The sequence below is a fragment of the Bacillus sp. FSL R5-0576 genome, from assembly GCF_038004765.1.
Classification (GTDB): domain Bacteria; phylum Bacillota; class Bacilli; order Bacillales; family Bacillaceae; genus Bacillus; species Bacillus subtilis.
The window spans coordinates 788,455-803,560 of sequence record NZ_JBBORU010000001.1 but is presented as its reverse complement, the minus strand read 5'-3'; the positions used below and the strand labels follow the sequence as shown (position 1 = coordinate 803,560).

Genomic DNA, 15,106 nt, shown 5'->3' with positions numbered 1-15,106 from the left:
TTCAGTGCATTTTTGTCAGACGCCGCATGCTTTTTAATTCGTTCGTTTCAGGCAGGTCTTTGTTCGGGATATTCGCTTCTTTGATCAAATAATGCGGGCGTTTTTTTGTTTCATAATAGATTCGGCCGATATATTCCCCTATAATTCCAAGGCTTAACAGCTGTACTCCGCCGAGAAATAACACTGCTGAGATAATGGTGAAATACCCAGGCACAGAAATACCGTTAGTCAGAATTTTAACGAATGTGGCAATGATATAAATGATGGAAAGCAGCAGGATGAAAATGCCTGTATAAAAACATAATCTCAGCGGCTTATGGTTAAATGAAACGACGCCGTCCATTCCGTAGTTAAACAGACTGCTGAACGACCATTTGGAGGTGCCGTTTTTTCGTTCGACATTTTCATAAAATACAATTTTCTGATCAAAGCCAATCCAGCAAAAAAGGCCTTTTGAGAAGCGGTTTCCTTCGCTCAGCTTCAAAAGTGCATTCACAGCTTGGCGGCTTAACAATCTGAAGTCACCGACACCGTCACGCAAATCGACTTCCACCGCTTTATTAATGAACTTGTAATACATAGATGATAAGAGTGAGCGGACAAAGCTGTCCCCTTTTCTGTTCCTTTGGGCAATGACTTGGTCATACCCTTCTTCGTAGCCTTTGATAAATTCCTTTAGCAAATATGTCGGATGCTGCAGATCGGCATCCATGACAATAACCGCCTCGCCCTGAACATGCTCAAAGCCCGCCAAAATTGCGGCTTCTTTTCCAAAGTTTCGAGAAAAAGATATATATTTTACCCGGCTGCACGTCGCTGCCAAGTCTTTGATCTGCTGAAGCGTGTCATCAACACTTCCGTCGTTTATGAAGAATATTTCATAGTCATAATGAATGTTTTTAAATTCCTTTTTTAAAGATTCATGAATGAGTTTAACATTATACCCTTCATTGTAAGACGGGATAATAATCGAGATTAATCCTTGCTTCATTAAGGCACCTTCTTTTTATTATTCTTTTTAAGTATTGCCTTAGGGGAGTTTTACACAAATCTTCAGTAAGGCTATTCCTTTTTTTAAAGTCGTTTAAACCTGTTTTTTGTTACAATTTTATGGTGACATTCATGATTTTTAATGTTATTTTGTCATGTTTAAAACAGACTATGAAAAAAAACGCACAGAAAAAGTCTGCCATTATGACAGACGGATGGAGAGAAATTTTAGCTTATTGGTTCTTAAGATATTCCAAAATCAGCTGATTGACGATGGCTGGCTTTTCGTGGTTAATCCAATGGGAAGCTTCATCAACAAAGATGAGATGTCCATTCGAGCAATGCCTTTCCGTCTCTTTCGCAAGCTTTCTGCTCAAAAAGCGGTCTTCCATTCCCCAGATCATTCGGTAAGGTACTGTTTCGTAAGAGGGTTTCTCTGCCAAGCTTCCTTTTCTGAGGGCTCTGTACCAGTTCAGCATAGCTGTCAGCGCGCCCGGCTGTTTCCACGCTTCTTTGTACCTGCTGACATCCTCGGATGTAAAAAGCGCGGGACGGTCGGATAATCCAATCGCTTTGTCTAATGTTTCATAATCATTTTCCCTTAGTGATGCCTCCGGTATATCGGGGAGCTGGAAGTATGCGATATACGAGCTTTTCAGCCATTGCGGCGGATAAAGCGGCGTTACGGTTTTCATGACGTGCGGGTGCGGAATATTGATCGCGATCAGTTTTTCAAGATATTCCGGGCGTGTGGAAGCCAAATGCCATGCAACAGCCCCTCCCCAGTCATGCCCGATGACAATTGCTTTTTCATCAGTGAATTGCGTAATAAGCCCGATGATATCATCTCTTAATGTATCAATCCGATACGAATCAATTCCTTCCGGTTTGTCACTGAGATTGTAGCCCCGCTGATCAGGAGCAATGACCCGGTAACCCGCATCAACAAGCGGTTTGATTTGATTTTTCCAGCCGTACCAAAACTCAGGAAATCCATGGAGCAGGACAATTAACGGGCCATCTTCCCGTCCTGCGGCTGCAACGTGAAGCGTGATTCCGTTCGTATTGACAAACTGGCATTTAACTCCGTCCACTTCTATCTCCTCCTTGACTGTGCGTCATGATTTTCAGCCTTTTCTCCGTCAGCATAAATGTTATGACACAGGCGGCAATCAGCAGGATAAGCTGAAGAATAAACAAGTTTGATCCCAGCAGCAAACCCATTCCCGCAATCACCAAGCCTGACAGGATCATTAATGATGCACTGTAACGGTTCGCTTCATTCCATAATCTTTGATCTGACATTGAGCGTCTCGTTCTGTACCCGTACACACTGTTGATCGATTTGGGAGGAAACAGTTTGATCAGTATGCCCGCAATGATCATAAGCCCTCCGCCGACTAAACCCGTCATATCATCATCTCCTTTCTCATTGTTACGTGCAGAAAGAAGAAATGTTTCATGCATAGGCAAAAAGACAAGCCTCGGCCTGCCTTTTTATCGCATTTGTAAATCCTTTGTGTGAATATAGCCTTTAACTCCGCCATAATCCACGAACGCCCAAGTGAAGTCAAATCCGCCGTTTTCACTGAATCCCCACCCAAGTATTGTCACCTCTGTTCCAGATGAGAGCTGTTTAGCTTTTCCATTTTCGGGCGTCGGTGCATAGAAGGCTGTCTGTTTCATTGTTTTCGCTTGGCTTGCGGTTTTCATTAAAAAGTGAGTTGAAATATATGCTTTCTTTCCTTTGAAATAAATTTGAGCCCAATCGGCATTTACGAACCTATCGACTTTTACCTTTTGTTCTGATGATACAGTGCCGAGAATATCACCTTCATGATTTGGCTCAGTCCGGACATTCAGTTTTCCTGCTTTTATGATGTAAGTATCGGATGATGGCATGCTGACAGATATGTCGTGAAGGGGCGCAGCTTTTGCTGCGGGAGCGGAATGAAGTGCTGTCAAACCCAGTCCTGCGGCAGCTGTTAAAGCGAGCATTACTTGTTTCTTTTTCATATAAAGCTCCTCCTCGCATTTTGACAAGATATAAGTGGTATTCCCTGATTGACAGGCTGGTGAAACATGTTTTGTTTATGATTTCTTCCTGTTAAGGTAATTTTAAGAAAATGAAAAAACCTGCCGGTCGTTAACGGCAGGTTTTTAATGCAAAAGGCCTCTGCTTTGATTTAAGTAATCATTCACGTCGTTACGGGAGCTTTGAAAAAGGTGGAGCTGGCCGCCATAGTTTTCAATCCATTGTGTGACGATTTTTTCAGTCATTTTTTCACCTTGATAGGCGTGTCCGGCTTTTGCATAGGTTGCTTCGAAATCGCTCCATAACAATTCCACCCACGTTTTTGCCTGTATATAGCTGATCATCTCGTTCTTTTCCAGAAGCAGATTAGTCAGTTTCTCAATGTACATATTCATGTGTGCAGTCTCCTTTCTTCAGGAAAAAAATAACGCTTTATTACGTAGTGTTCTCCATATACTAACCTTACGTCTTCATCTGGAAAGACGCAACTTTTTGATCTCGAATCTAGGGGGATATGACATGGTCCGAAATAAAGAAAAAGGATTTCCTTACGAAAACGAAAACAAATTTCAGGGTGAACCGAGAGCAAAGGACGATTATGCTTCAAAGCGTGCTGACGGATCTATCAATCAGCATCCTCAAGAAAGAATGAGAGCCTCAGGCAAACGGTAAAGAAGAACAGCTGCATACACTGCAGCTGTTTTTACCCTTTATTGACTTGATATTCGTAGACGCTCTTCTTTTCTGATAAGTGTGCGAAGGTAGAAAGCACAAGTCCGCATGCGGTCATAAGCGCACCTCCTGCAAACAGCCAGGAATAAGAGCCTGTTCCGTTTAAAATCATTCCGCCGATCCATGCACCAAGGGCATTGGCAAGGTTAAATGCTGATACGCTGACAGCTGCGGCAATGGTTGTGCCGCCCTCAGATGAGGAAATGACCTTTGTTTGCAGAAGAGGCGGCGTGCCGAATGCGCATGCCCCGAATAGGAACGTTGCCACAATGGCTGCAGCCGGGTAAATGGCAATGTAAGGAAATACAGCCAGAACACCGATTAAACCGATCATTACGCCGATCATCGTCCGAGTCAGCAAAGGCAGCGGTACCTTTCCAGCAAAGAAATTCCCGGCAACGCCTCCCAATCCATACGCAAAGAGAGCACCTGTAATGCCAACCGTGCTGAATCCGGCTGAATGCCTCAAAATGGGTTCGATAAAGGTGTAGGCGATAAAGACACCGGAATAGCCTAAAATGGTAATCGCGAAGGAAAACAGCACTTGTTTGTGTTTAAAAACCCCCCACTCATTCATAAGCATTGGGATCACTTTTGGTTTTCTGTTCGGCACGGCAGCCATAAGGCCTAAAAATCCGATGACACCAAGTGCCGTAATGATGGAAAACACCGCTCTCCAATTCAGGACATCTCCGAGATAAGAGCCGAATGGAACACCAAGCATTAGAGCCACTGTCAGTCCGCCGTTCATTGAAGCAGCAGCTGCAGCACGCTTTTCCGGCGGAACCATTTCACTTGCGAATACCATGGCAATCGCGAAGAAAGCGCCGTGAATGGACGCAGATAAAATTCTTGAAATGGCCAATACCGCAAAATTCGGCGCCAGTGCGCTCATCAGGTTGGAAAGGATAAATATCGCCATCAGCCCAAGAAGCACAGGCTTTCTCGGAAGCTTGACGGAAATGATGGTGACGAGCGGCCCTGTCAAACAAACGCTTGCCGCATAAGCCGTGACAAGAAGCCCTGCGGATGAAACCTGTATATGAAAGTCATTGGCAATCGACGTCAAAATACCCATCACCGCGTATTCTGTATAGCCGATTGAAAATGTACAAATCATAAGAACAAATATAATAAATTTTACAGATGGGTTTTTGATACTCAACGTCATCGCCTCCTTTGATTTTAAAAAACAACGAGTTTCATCTTAAAAGATTTTTCAAGTGAATTCAATGATTTTTTCTTTAAGAATTCGTGTAAATGTGCTGCAAACAAAAAGAGGCTGATCATCAGCCTCCTGTTACGCTTTATTCTTTTTCTTGCAATACTGAGATTGGCAGCGCTTCCTCTTGCTGAGGGGAAGAGGTCCTGTATCCCCATGCGAAAACGCCATTTAAATAACTGATGGTAAACTCGTCCTCAGTGTTTTCCACACGATATGTTTCTCCCGGTGAGTAATCTTCCGGGTTCAGCAAATATGCTTTTGCCATCGTAATTTTCCGTTCGAGCACTGCCAGTTCGTTTATGATTCCATGCTGTTCGGCTTTTCTTGCTTTTTCAGAAAGTAATGCGATTTCGGTATTGAGTTCGTGAGGTGTCATTTGACTGTATCGTTTCTCCATTTCAGTACTCCTCTTCCTGCAGTAATTGCTCGATTAAATCGAGTGAGAATCCTTTGCGGAATAAAAATTGTTTGACCTTCATGGCGCTTTCATATGAGCCGTCATAGCGGTATTTTCTAAACGCTTTTTCCGCGTGAAGGCGCAGCGCTTCTTTCTCTGTGTCTTCATCATTTTCATATTCAATCTGATCCATCGCCGCGCTGATAACATCAAATGAGAAGCCCTTGCGCTGAAGCTGCAGCTGGGCGCGCTGTTTGAGTTCTTTCGTCGAAAGCTTTTTATCTTTTTTGAGAAGCTTTTCAACATGCTTGACCGCTTCTCTTGTCTGATCTTCAAAGGAAAAGGAACTTAGCACCTCCTTAATTGTATCGTCATCAATTCCCTTCGCTCTTAGCTCTCTGAACAAAACATCAGGGCCTTTTCCGTTTGTTTTTTTGTGAGTGCTGACATAGGCTGAGGCAAATTCCTGGTCGTTTAAGTACTTGTAATCGTTAAGCCTATGGATGACTTCCGCAATGACGGGGGGCGAGGTTTCTTTTTTCTTTAAGTGGTCCTCGACCTCTTTCGTCGACCGCATTCGATAGGATAAAAAGTCAAGCGCACGGTTGAAGCCTTTCTTCACTTCATCGCCGTATTGAATCTCAATGATGTCAAGATCATCGAGTTCTTTTCCCTTCTTGAGCTCAAATTTCACGAGCACATCCGCGTCCACGCTGAAGGCGTATTTATCATCCAGAAAAATATTGAAGCGTTCCGTATTCTTTTTTTGCGTTGATATTTTTGTAATAAACGGCATCTTAATCTCCCTTCTCAGGCCTGAAACGCGTTTTCTTTTATTACAATGAGGTAAAGTATATTTATTAGAACGATGAGGAGAGATGTTCATGAATATCGCAATGACGGGCGGAACCGGTTTTCTCGGCCAGCATCTGACAGGCGTTCTTATCCGCCAGGGACACCATGTTTATATTTTATCAAGAAACGCAAGAGAAACTGAACAAAAAAATATGACATATGTGCAATGGCTGACGGAAGGAGCCGCCCCGGAGCAGGAACTTCCTCATATTGATGTCTGGATAAACCTTGCGGGAAAATCGATTTTTGGCCGCTGGACAGAAAAAACGAAGCAGCACATTCTCTCCAGCCGTATCAATGCGACGCGTGAAGTGCAGCGGCTTATTCAGAAACAGAAGGAGAAGCCGAAGACATTGATCCAAGCCAGTGCCGTGGGTATTTACGGGACAAGCCTTGAGAAAACTTTCACAGAAGATTCTGCAACGTCAGATGAGGATTTTCTCAGCCATACTGCACACCTGTGGGAAAAGGAAGGACAGAATATTGAAGCGATGGGCATCCGGACGGTTTATGCAAGATTTGGCGTGATGCTTGGAGAAAGAGGTGCTCTACCGCTTATGGTTCTCCCCTATAAGTTTCTGGCCGGCGGAACGATCGGAACGGGAAGGCAGTGGCTGTCATGGATTCATGTCGAGGATGCGGCCCAGATGATCCGATATGCGGTGGAAAATGCCGGCATCTCAGGCCCAATGAATGTCACCGCGCCCAATCCTGTGGACATGAAGCAATTCGGAAAAGCGATTGCACGGGTGAAGCACCGCCCGCACTGGCTCCCCGTCCCGGATTTCTTTTTATCAAAAGCATTGGGTGAAATGAGTCTTTTGATTGTGAAAGGACAGCGCGCTCTTCCTAAAAAAGCGATAACCTCTGGATTTCGTTTTACATATTCGGATCTTGAATTTGCACTCTCACAGCTGATAGCGGACCGAAAGACTGTATAAAAACAGCAGGAAGCGTCAACCTTAAGAATAACATGGTTGAAGGAGGTCCTTTTTATGGAAAAAAAGAGGGAGAAGCACCAGCAAGGCGCCAACCTGAAGAAAATGCAGGAAGTTCTTTATTCAGGCGAATTTAAAAAAGCGGAAAAAGCTGCTAAGCGGAAGTAGGAATACATAGCCCCTTAAAACCAAATACTATATTTGTTTGATATCACTTTTTAGGGGGAATTTGATATGGGCAGAAATCATATCCACAAAAACCGTGATAAAAACAAACAAAAGCTTCCACAAGTTCCCGATGCATTAAAAAGGGAAACTGACGGCGTTTACGAAGAATATTCAACCGAGCTTGCTGATGCAGATGACCGCGAAGCGCAAGAGCGTGCGAAAGCAGCCGACAACAGAGCGAAAAAGAAATCTCGTTAATGAAAAACCCCTTGTCTCCGTTTGAGACAAGGGGTTTTTTACATTTCAGTGAATCGGTCGCGGATCGGTGTGCGTTTTTTCACTTCCGGCGCCTCGTCAGGATAACCCGTTTGTATGATAGCGGCGAAACGCTCATTATCCTGCAAACCAAAGGCCTGATGGACTTCTTTGTCATAAAGGATTTTTCCGCTTTTCCAAACCATGCCGATTCCTTTTTCCCAAGCGAGAAGCTGAAGGTTTTGAATCAACGAGCTTGTTGCCGCAAAATCGTCGTCCCGCGCTCTGTCGTTTTCATCTTCCTGAAACACGACGAGGAGAAATCCCGGAACGCGCCCAAGTGTGTTTTTGAAATTTTGAAGCTTTTCCTCTGTCATATCCGGCTTGGATTTCTTAGAGAACGCTGCAAATGTATTAATGAGGTTCGCTTTACCTGTCTCACTGGAAACGTAAATAAATCTCCATGGCTCTGTCACTCTGTGATTTGGCGCATATTTTGCCGTTTCAAGCATGTCAAGAATGACTGCTGAAGGTACTGGCTCTTGTTTAAACTTTCGAATCGATCTTCTGCTGCGTATGATGTCCCGCAGTACTGAATGCTGATGTATTTGTTCGGTTTGAGGCATACCGTCTCACCTTCCTATGCAATTGAAAATGATTATCATTTCATAATGATAACGGAAAGTGCATCTTTTTGTAAACCATCATCCGTATTAGATTTTAAGAATACGGGTTTCTGAGTAAACGGCTGTTCCTGTCATGTTCACTTTCACATGGCCGCCGGCTTCGTTCATTTCGATCTCCACTTTTCCGTCTTTTCCAATTTCCTGCCCTTGTTCAATGATAAATTTATGCTGCTCGGTATTGCCATAATGTTTCATATAAGCCCCCATCACGCCGGATGCTGTGCCGGTCACGGGGTCTTCAATCGTTCCCGAATATGGGGATGAAAAGTGGCGCCCGTGCAGGTCGCTGTCGGGATGGACGGTTTCAAAGGTAAACGGATGGACTGAAGCTTTTGGCAGATCAACTAACACTTCCGGAAATTGTTTGTTATCTGGTACCATTTTTTTGGAAGCCTCCAATGATTTAAGCGGAACGATGGCTGTCCATATCCCAGTGCTGCCAAACACAATCGGAAGGTCTTCATGAAAATCTTCATCGGTGATACCCAGTGCGTCCGCAAGTTTTTTCCGATCGCCTGTAAATGGTTTGAATTGCGGAGAGGCCTGTTCAAGCGTGATATGAATACGGCCATCTTTTTCAGAAATCTTCACAGGCAGGATACCCGCTTTCGTTTGGATGCTGTACGTTTTACCGCTCTCCAGCATTCCTTTCTCACATAATGCGTAAAGAGAAGCAACTGTCGCATGACCGCACAAATTCATTTCGTGTCCAGGGGTAAAGTAACGGAGTTCAAGATCGGCCGACTCGCTTTTTCGGATAAAGGAGGTTTCTGAATACCCGGCACGTTCAGCTATGATCTGCATCTCGTCTTCCGTATAATCGTCTCCCTGCAAAACGACGCCTGCGGGGTTTCCTTTGCCGGGACTGCTTGTAAATGCTTCATATTTTAATACCTCTGCTTCTTTCATTCATCTGCCGCCCTTTCTTTATCAATGTCTCTGTCAGTATAGCAAAAATAATTACGAACCTTCAGTCATTATCAAAAAAACCCATTTTCTTTTTTAAGAAAATGGGTGTAACGATCAAGAATTTCTTGTTTTATAGAGCAAATAAATAAAATAAGGTGCGCCGATAGCCGCTGTAAAGACGCCGGCCGGCACTTCCACCGGAGCAAATAAGGTTCTGCCGACGATATCAGCTGTTAAAACGAGCAGAGCTCCAATAAGTGCCGACGTTGGGAGCAGCGCGCCATAAGATGAGCCGACAAGCCGTCTTGCAATATGGGGCGCCATCAGCCCGACAAAACCGATTGTGCCGGCAACTGAAACTGCACAACCCGTAAGAGCCGTACTCAAAAGGAGCAAGAAAAAACGATTTCGCTGCACAGCGCTTCCTGAACCCGCCGCAATATCTTCACCCAGCACCTGTATATTCATATTTTTTAGCGCGACAAAACAAATGAATAAGAGAATGACAGATAAGATAATAGCTATTTTTACATGCTGCCAGTTTGACCCATAAACTGACCCAGTGATATACACATTGGCTTGTGATGCCCGGTAAATCGGACCTTTGATCATTAGCAGGGTAGTCATCGCCTGCGCCGACATTGAAAATCCGATTCCGATAAGCACCAGCCGAAATGTGGAGGCACCATTTTTGTATGCCAGTAAATAGACGATGAGTCCGACAGCCGATGCGCCGATAAATGCGGCTGCCGGAAGCCATGACAGACTGATCGTAAGTGAACTGCTGCGGTCTGAGAAGAACATCATTAAAAGCACGACCGCTACCGCCGCTCCTCCTGTTATTCCGATAATATCCGGAGATGCGAGAGGGTTTCTGACGAGCCCCTGCAATATCGCGCCTGCCGCTGCCAAGCAGACACCGGCGCATAAAGCCGTCAAAATTCTTGGCATGCGGAACGACATGATCATCAGTTCATCCAGCTTGGAATCTGCACCAAAGAATGTTTTTGCTACATCCCAGGGAGGAATAAACCTTTGTCCGAGACCAGCGCTTATGATGAGTACAGCAGCTGTTAACCCCAGTAAAACCAAAAATACGATCCATGCTTTCTTTTCAGCCGCAGTAACGCCAAAACGAAGTTTCATAGCTTCGCCCCCCTTCTTGCGATGTACACAAACACAGGCATTCCGATGATGGCGGTCATGACCCCGACAGGAACTTCCTGAGGCATAATGATATATCGCGCACCGATATCCGCACAAACAAGCAAAATGGCACCTAAAACAGCGGAAAATGGCAGAACCCAGCGATAATCATTACCAACGACAAAGCGGGCAAAATGCGGAATAATGATGCCGATAAAAGAAATCGGCCCGGCAATGGCGACAGCGGACCCTGCAAGCATGACAACACAAAGCGCCATCACAAATTTCAACAGGCCTGTTTTTTGGCCAAGTCCTTTTGCCACATCTTCTCCCATAACGAGGAGGTTAATTTTTTGGCCGAGAAAGAAGCAGATTACCAGCGCTGCCGCTGCATATGGAAACATCGTCATCAGCAGATCCAGACTCCGGCCCTGCACAGAGCCGGTCAGCCAAAAAAGCACCTGGGCAAGCTCGAGTTCATTAACAGAAAGCAAGCCCTGTGTCAGAGAAGAAAACATAGCCGCCATGGCAGCTCCCGCCAGCGTCAGTTTGATTGGCGTCAGCCCTTCCCTCCCAAGCGAGCCTGCTGCATAGACGATCGCGGCGGTAAATGCTGCCCCCAGAAACGAGCTCCATACTAATGCCTGAGGTGACTGAATATGCAGAAAAAACGATCCGGCAACAATAAAAAAACCTGCACCGGCGTTAATCCCGAAAATGCCCGGTGACGCAAGCGGATTTTTTGTGAGCGCCTGCATGAGAGCGCCCGCGGCTGCAAGCGAGGCGCCGACAACTGTGGCAACCAAAGCGCGCGGAAGCCTGACATCCTTGATGATGACATGCTCATTTGTTCCGTTGAAGGAAGTAAACGCCTGATAGACCTGTCTCCATGACGTACCTGTATAGCCGTACACGACGCTTGCGCAGACAGCCGCCAGTAAAATGAAAATCAGACATACTAACACAATCCATTTTGAAGATGCCTTTTTGCAGATCATGATCTAATTCTCCTAGTTATTTACTATGTAATGTTTGTTTTTGAGAATAATCCTCAATTAGGGATTGACACTCTTAACACTGCTTATTATGATCTAAATGATAATGAATTTCAATATTGGGAGGAAAAAGATGAAAAAGCATATCAGCATGCTATTCGTATTTTTAATGGCCGTTATAGTACTTTCTGCCTGTAATAGTTCAGAAAGTTCAAGTAACAGTGAGGGGTCAAGCAGCAAAACTAGAACGGTCAAACATGCAATGGGGACATCAGACAACATTCCCGCCAATCCAAAACGGATTGTTGTTTTAACTAATGAAGGAACAGAGGCGCTCTTAGCGCTTGGCATTAAGCCGGTCGGAGCCGTAAAGTCATGGAAGGGCGACCCGTGGTATGACTATCTGAAAGATGACATGAAAGGCGTTAAAAACGTCGGTCTTGAAACGGAACCGAATGTGGAAGCCATCGCAGAATTAAAGCCTGATTTGATTATTGGAAACAAAGTGCGCCAAGAAAAAATTTATGATCAGTTAAATGCGATTGCGCCGACTGTTTTCGCTGAATCTTTGGCTGGGAACTGGAAGGATAACCTGACTCTATACGCCAACGCGGTGAATAAGGCTGACAAAGGCAAGGAAGTCATTGCCGATTTTGATAAACGCGTTTCTGATTTAAAAAACAAGCTGGGCGACCAGACAAACAAAACCGTTTCTGTCGTACGCTTTTTATCCGGTGAATCAAGAATCTATTATACCGATTCATTTCCTGGGATTATTTTAGACCAGCTTGGCTTCAAACGCCCTGAAAAACAAGTAGAACTGTTCAAGAAACAAAAGGACCAATTTACGTTCTCAACCGACAGTAAAGAATCCATTCCTGATATGGATGCTGATGTGCTGTTTTATTTCACTTATAAAGCCGATAATGCAAAGGAAAATGAAAAATGGGCCAATCAGTGGACAAGCAGTTCACTATGGAAAAACCTGAAGGCCGTGAAGTCAGGTAATGCACATGAAGTCGATGACGTCGTGTGGACAACCGCAGGCGGAATTAAAGCCGCAAACTATCTGCTTGATGATATTGAAACCTACTTCTTAAAAACGAAATAAAAAAAGACTCCGTCTTATTAGACGGAGTCTTTTTTGCTTTTGCCAATTAGACGTGTAACGAGGAACATGGTGACAGAAAGAGATCTGTTTTTCCGATACGCCAAGTATTTCCCTCGCCACTCCGGTTTGTATTTTTCTTTAAAGGCTCTTAGGCCGCTGAAGCTGTACATGTATCTGACATTATTAAAAATGACAGCGGCAAACCTTTCGGACCAGAAGGATGTAAAGGCAGTGCCGACATTGGCCAAGGGTGCCATCCCCATATTAAATGACGTGCAGCCCTCTTCCTTTGCCCATAAAAACATACGGATAAACAATGCGTCCATAATGCCATTTGGAGCGTCGCCGCGATAGCGCATCAGATCGACCGATATCTCTCCTTCCTGGTACATCGGCATGACATTTGCGAATGCAACGATCTCTCCTTCTGCATTTTTCATATAGGCGATCGGCGCTTTCTGTAAATAGGAAGGATCAAAAAATCCGAGCGAGAATCCCTTCTCTTTTTTCGAGCCGAGCCATTCGTCTGAGATTTGCTTCAGCTCCTCCAAAAACGCATCAGAAAATGGGGGATGATCCACATGGAAAGTATACTCCTCCCGCTCAAAGCGGTTATTGATTGCCCGAAGGCCGGCTTTTTTCTTCCCACTCAAGGTAAATGTATTTAAATCTACATATGCTTCCTCGCCCAATTTAAAGAAGTTGTAGCCAAAATCGTGATACAGCGCCATGTCCTCTCGTTCAATTTGATAGAACAAAACACTGAATCCCTTCTGATGCGCTTCGTTCAGAAATTCTTCCAGCACGAGCGGGAATGATTCTCTTTGGCCAGACGGATCGCCGAGCACGACCAGCCTTCTGGCGATTTTTCCAAACAGAAGCAGTGCATTCCCATCACTAGAAAAATAAAACCGCTTATCTCCAAGAAAACCAAGATGGCTCAGCGCGTTGCCGCCTTTTTCATTGAGAAACGCAGTAAGACGCTCAGGGTCAGCTTTCTCTCCGATCGGTTTCGTTCTCTTATGATAGACCACTGTAAATATCAAGAAGAACAGCGGCACAATGATGATCGCCATGATGGTTGCATGTGTAATATGCGAGGTGCTGTGGACGAAATACTCGTGACGCAGCACCTTCTTCATCCGGTCCCAAATAAAGCCCGCGATCAGATTGTAGTTAAAGAGCGCCACAGTAAACAGCGCCACAGCGAATATCAATTGTCCCAGTGTATAGGATGCCTGTTCGCGAACAAATTGTTTTTTCAATAGCACAAGCAATACGATAATCATCGGCAGTACAAATATCGCGCTGATGTTAAGCCCTTTTAAAAAGCTGAACACAAAGCCGCCGACAAGCGCTGTAATGGCCATCGTATAGGAACGTTTTGTCCGTTTATAAAGCTCGATCGGCAAAATCAGCAGAATGAGCGCTGAGCTTAAGGACAGGCCGTTGAACAGCAAAAGCGCCGGGCGCGGAATGTGCGGTATAACCGTCAGCCTGTCAATCGGCAAGGAAACTGAGGCCAGGACAATCAGACCTGCTACGAACACAATAAGGGAAAGCGAGCCTTGCAAAATTCTCACTAATACCGCACGCTGAACAACAAGCAGAACGTTTGTCGTCTCAATTGCCGGTGCGATGCGCGGGTTCGTTTCGAGCCTCTTCATTGTATTTTCCGTCAGGTCGCCTGCGGCAAAGAACAGGCCTAAGATGAATGGGATAAATGAATAGGCGAGCCTGTACAACACAATAGAAGTAACGATGGCCTCCTGATGATAGCCAAGCTGCTCCATCCCCAGCAAAAATAAAAGGTCAAACGAGCCGAAGCCGCCCGGCACGAGGCTGATCATTCCTCCGATCGCCGCAATGACGAACACCCCGAACACATACCTGATATCTGCATGAATGCCCATAGCGAACAAAGCAAAATAAATGACGATCCCGGCCATGAGCCATTCAACAACTGAAGCTCCAATATACGCGAAAATCGGATTTTTCACTTTGTCCGCATTCTCTTCGTCCCCAGCTTTGCGCCCTTTTATTTTGGACACCGCTAAAGATAACGGCAATATCAGCGCAAAACCGATAACGACCGCCCACAGCCAAGGCTTCTCATGAATCACTTCATCCACTGGCAGCACTCTCGCAGCGACGAAAATGCTGAAAACAGATAATCCGAGCAGCATAGATGATGTGAGCCAGGCGATTCCTTTCACGAGTGCCTTATGGTCTTTCGTATGCTCCTTATAGAACATCATTCTTAACCCGACTCCGGCTAAACCGCCGAATCCCAGCACATTATTAAATGAGTTGGCGATCCAGGAAACCCTGAATACTTTTCCGTTTGTGATCGATAGGCGCAGTGAGTATTTCAGGACGTAATCATACAGCGACATAGCCGCAACAGCCAGCAAGCCGATCAACACAAGCATGAATAAGTCCGTTCGTTCCAGTCCGTTGATGACCATGAGCGTACGTTTGAATGACAGATTTGTCAGTTCTTTTTTCGATTGATAAATAACAAATAGCAAAACAGCAATAGGAAAAACGATTTTTAATATTGATAAAGCATTCTTTTTAATCAGCAATGGTCTCTCCAATCATATTCTAGTTCGATCCTCTCCCCCAATAATCTCCAACTCATTATACACTACCGTTATTTTT

At 44.9% G+C, this 15,106-nt stretch carries 18 protein-coding genes; 5 read left to right on the top strand and 13 right to left on the bottom strand.

Going from position 1 to position 15,106, the window contains the following annotated elements; all coding sequences use genetic code 11:
• Nucleotide 1: 1 nt before the first annotated feature.
• The 5 genes from NX903_RS04045 to NX903_RS04025 form a co-directional block, all read right to left on the bottom strand.
• Nucleotides 2–991 (bottom strand): glycosyltransferase family 2 protein, encoded by a 990-nt coding sequence (locus NX903_RS04045; protein WP_003244113.1) that lies wholly within the window; start codon nt 989–991, stop codon nt 2–4.
• A 232-nt stretch (nt 992–1,223) separates the two neighbouring features.
• The gene (gene ephM / locus NX903_RS04040) at nt 1,224–2,084 is read right to left on the bottom strand and encodes an epoxide hydrolase EphM (RefSeq protein WP_086343604.1); all 861 of its coding nucleotides are present in this window, start codon (nt 2,082–2,084) and stop codon (nt 1,224–1,226) included.
• Nucleotides 2,071–2,403, bottom strand: a complete 333-nt coding sequence (gene spdL, locus NX903_RS04035; RefSeq protein ID WP_003242803.1) for an SdpC immunity protein SpdL — start codon at nt 2,401–2,403, stop codon at nt 2,071–2,073. Before spdL ends, ephM begins: the two co-directional genes overlap by 14 nt.
• Nucleotides 2,404–2,487: 84 nt before the next feature.
• On the bottom strand, nt 2,488–3,006 hold the full coding sequence (locus tag NX903_RS04030; RefSeq protein ID WP_086343603.1) for an SH3 domain-containing protein: 519 nt from the start codon (nt 3,004–3,006) through the stop codon (nt 2,488–2,490).
• A 144-nt stretch (nt 3,007–3,150) separates the two neighbouring features.
• Entirely contained in the window at nt 3,151–3,420 is a 270-nt protein-coding gene (locus tag NX903_RS04025) for a YfhJ family protein (protein ID WP_003243789.1), read from the bottom strand.
• Between the two features lie 124 nt (nt 3,421–3,544).
• Between NX903_RS04025 and NX903_RS04020 the strand changes: the two genes are divergently transcribed.
• Nucleotides 3,545–3,697, top strand: a complete 153-nt coding sequence (locus NX903_RS04020) for a small, acid-soluble spore protein K (RefSeq protein WP_003223241.1) — start codon at nt 3,545–3,547, stop codon at nt 3,695–3,697.
• Between the two features lie 31 nt (nt 3,698–3,728).
• Here the strand turns inward: NX903_RS04020 and NX903_RS04015 are convergent, their stop codons facing one another.
• From NX903_RS04015 to recX, 3 genes are all read right to left on the bottom strand, one after another.
• Nucleotides 3,729–4,922: an MFS transporter gene (locus NX903_RS04015; protein ID WP_003243500.1), complete on the bottom strand. Its 1,194-nt coding sequence runs from the start codon at nt 4,920–4,922 to the stop codon at nt 3,729–3,731.
• Between the two features lie 142 nt (nt 4,923–5,064).
• Nucleotides 5,065–5,379, bottom strand: a complete 315-nt coding sequence (locus NX903_RS04010; RefSeq protein ID WP_003244592.1) for a YfhH family protein — start codon at nt 5,377–5,379, stop codon at nt 5,065–5,067.
• 1 nt (nt 5,380) lies between these two features.
• A complete protein-coding gene (gene recX, locus NX903_RS04005) occupies nt 5,381–6,175 on the bottom strand; it encodes a recombination regulator RecX (protein ID WP_086343602.1) in 795 nt (264 codons plus the stop codon).
• 88 nt (nt 6,176–6,263) lie between these two features.
• Here recX and NX903_RS04000 point away from each other — a divergent pair, with 88 nt between their 5' ends.
• The 3 genes from NX903_RS04000 (at nt 6,264) to NX903_RS03990 (ending at nt 7,598) form a co-directional block, all read left to right on the top strand.
• Nucleotides 6,264–7,175: a TIGR01777 family oxidoreductase gene (locus tag NX903_RS04000; protein ID WP_086343601.1), complete on the top strand. Its 912-nt coding sequence runs from the start codon at nt 6,264–6,266 to the stop codon at nt 7,173–7,175.
• A 54-nt stretch (nt 7,176–7,229) separates the two neighbouring features.
• Nucleotides 7,230–7,340 carry a YfhE family protein gene (locus tag NX903_RS03995; RefSeq protein ID WP_003223230.1) on the top strand — a complete coding sequence of 37 codons (111 nt, stop codon included), beginning with the start codon at nt 7,230–7,232 and terminating at the stop codon, nt 7,338–7,340.
• A gap of 66 nt (nt 7,341–7,406) precedes the next feature.
• The gene (locus NX903_RS03990) at nt 7,407–7,598 is read left to right on the top strand and encodes a YfhD family protein (protein WP_003233561.1); all 192 of its coding nucleotides are present in this window, start codon (nt 7,407–7,409) and stop codon (nt 7,596–7,598) included.
• A gap of 38 nt (nt 7,599–7,636) precedes the next feature.
• Here the strand turns inward: NX903_RS03990 and NX903_RS03985 are convergent, their stop codons facing one another.
• The 4 genes from NX903_RS03985 to NX903_RS03970 all read right to left on the bottom strand — a co-directional run bounded on the left by NX903_RS03985 (nt 7,637) and on the right by NX903_RS03970 (nt 11,334).
• Nucleotides 7,637–8,221 carry a nitroreductase family protein gene (locus NX903_RS03985; RefSeq protein ID WP_086343600.1) on the bottom strand — a complete coding sequence of 195 codons (585 nt, stop codon included), beginning with the start codon at nt 8,219–8,221 and terminating at the stop codon, nt 7,637–7,639.
• Nucleotides 8,222–8,308: 87 nt separating this feature from the next.
• Nucleotides 8,309–9,190: a PhzF family phenazine biosynthesis isomerase gene (locus NX903_RS03980; protein WP_086343599.1), complete on the bottom strand. Its 882-nt coding sequence runs from the start codon at nt 9,188–9,190 to the stop codon at nt 8,309–8,311.
• Nucleotides 9,191–9,304: 114 nt separating this feature from the next.
• Nucleotides 9,305–10,336 (bottom strand): FecCD family ABC transporter permease, encoded by a 1,032-nt coding sequence (locus NX903_RS03975; RefSeq protein ID WP_086343598.1) that lies wholly within the window; start codon nt 10,334–10,336, stop codon nt 9,305–9,307.
• Entirely contained in the window at nt 10,333–11,334 is a 1,002-nt protein-coding gene (locus tag NX903_RS03970) for a FecCD family ABC transporter permease (protein WP_003233570.1), read from the bottom strand. Before NX903_RS03970 ends, NX903_RS03975 begins: the two co-directional genes overlap by 4 nt.
• Before the next feature lie 130 nt (nt 11,335–11,464).
• Here NX903_RS03970 and NX903_RS03965 point away from each other — a divergent pair, with 130 nt between their 5' ends.
• On the top strand, nt 11,465–12,442 hold the full coding sequence (locus NX903_RS03965; RefSeq protein ID WP_042975711.1) for an ABC transporter substrate-binding protein: 978 nt from the start codon (nt 11,465–11,467) through the stop codon (nt 12,440–12,442).
• A 17-nt stretch (nt 12,443–12,459) separates the two neighbouring features.
• On the opposite strand, the gene mprF is transcribed toward NX903_RS03965, so the two are convergent.
• Nucleotides 12,460–15,030, bottom strand: coding sequence for a bifunctional lysylphosphatidylglycerol flippase/synthetase MprF (mprF, locus tag NX903_RS03960; RefSeq protein WP_086343597.1), 2,571 nt, complete (start codon nt 15,028–15,030; stop codon nt 12,460–12,462).
• Nucleotides 15,031–15,106: the final 76 nt, after the last annotated feature.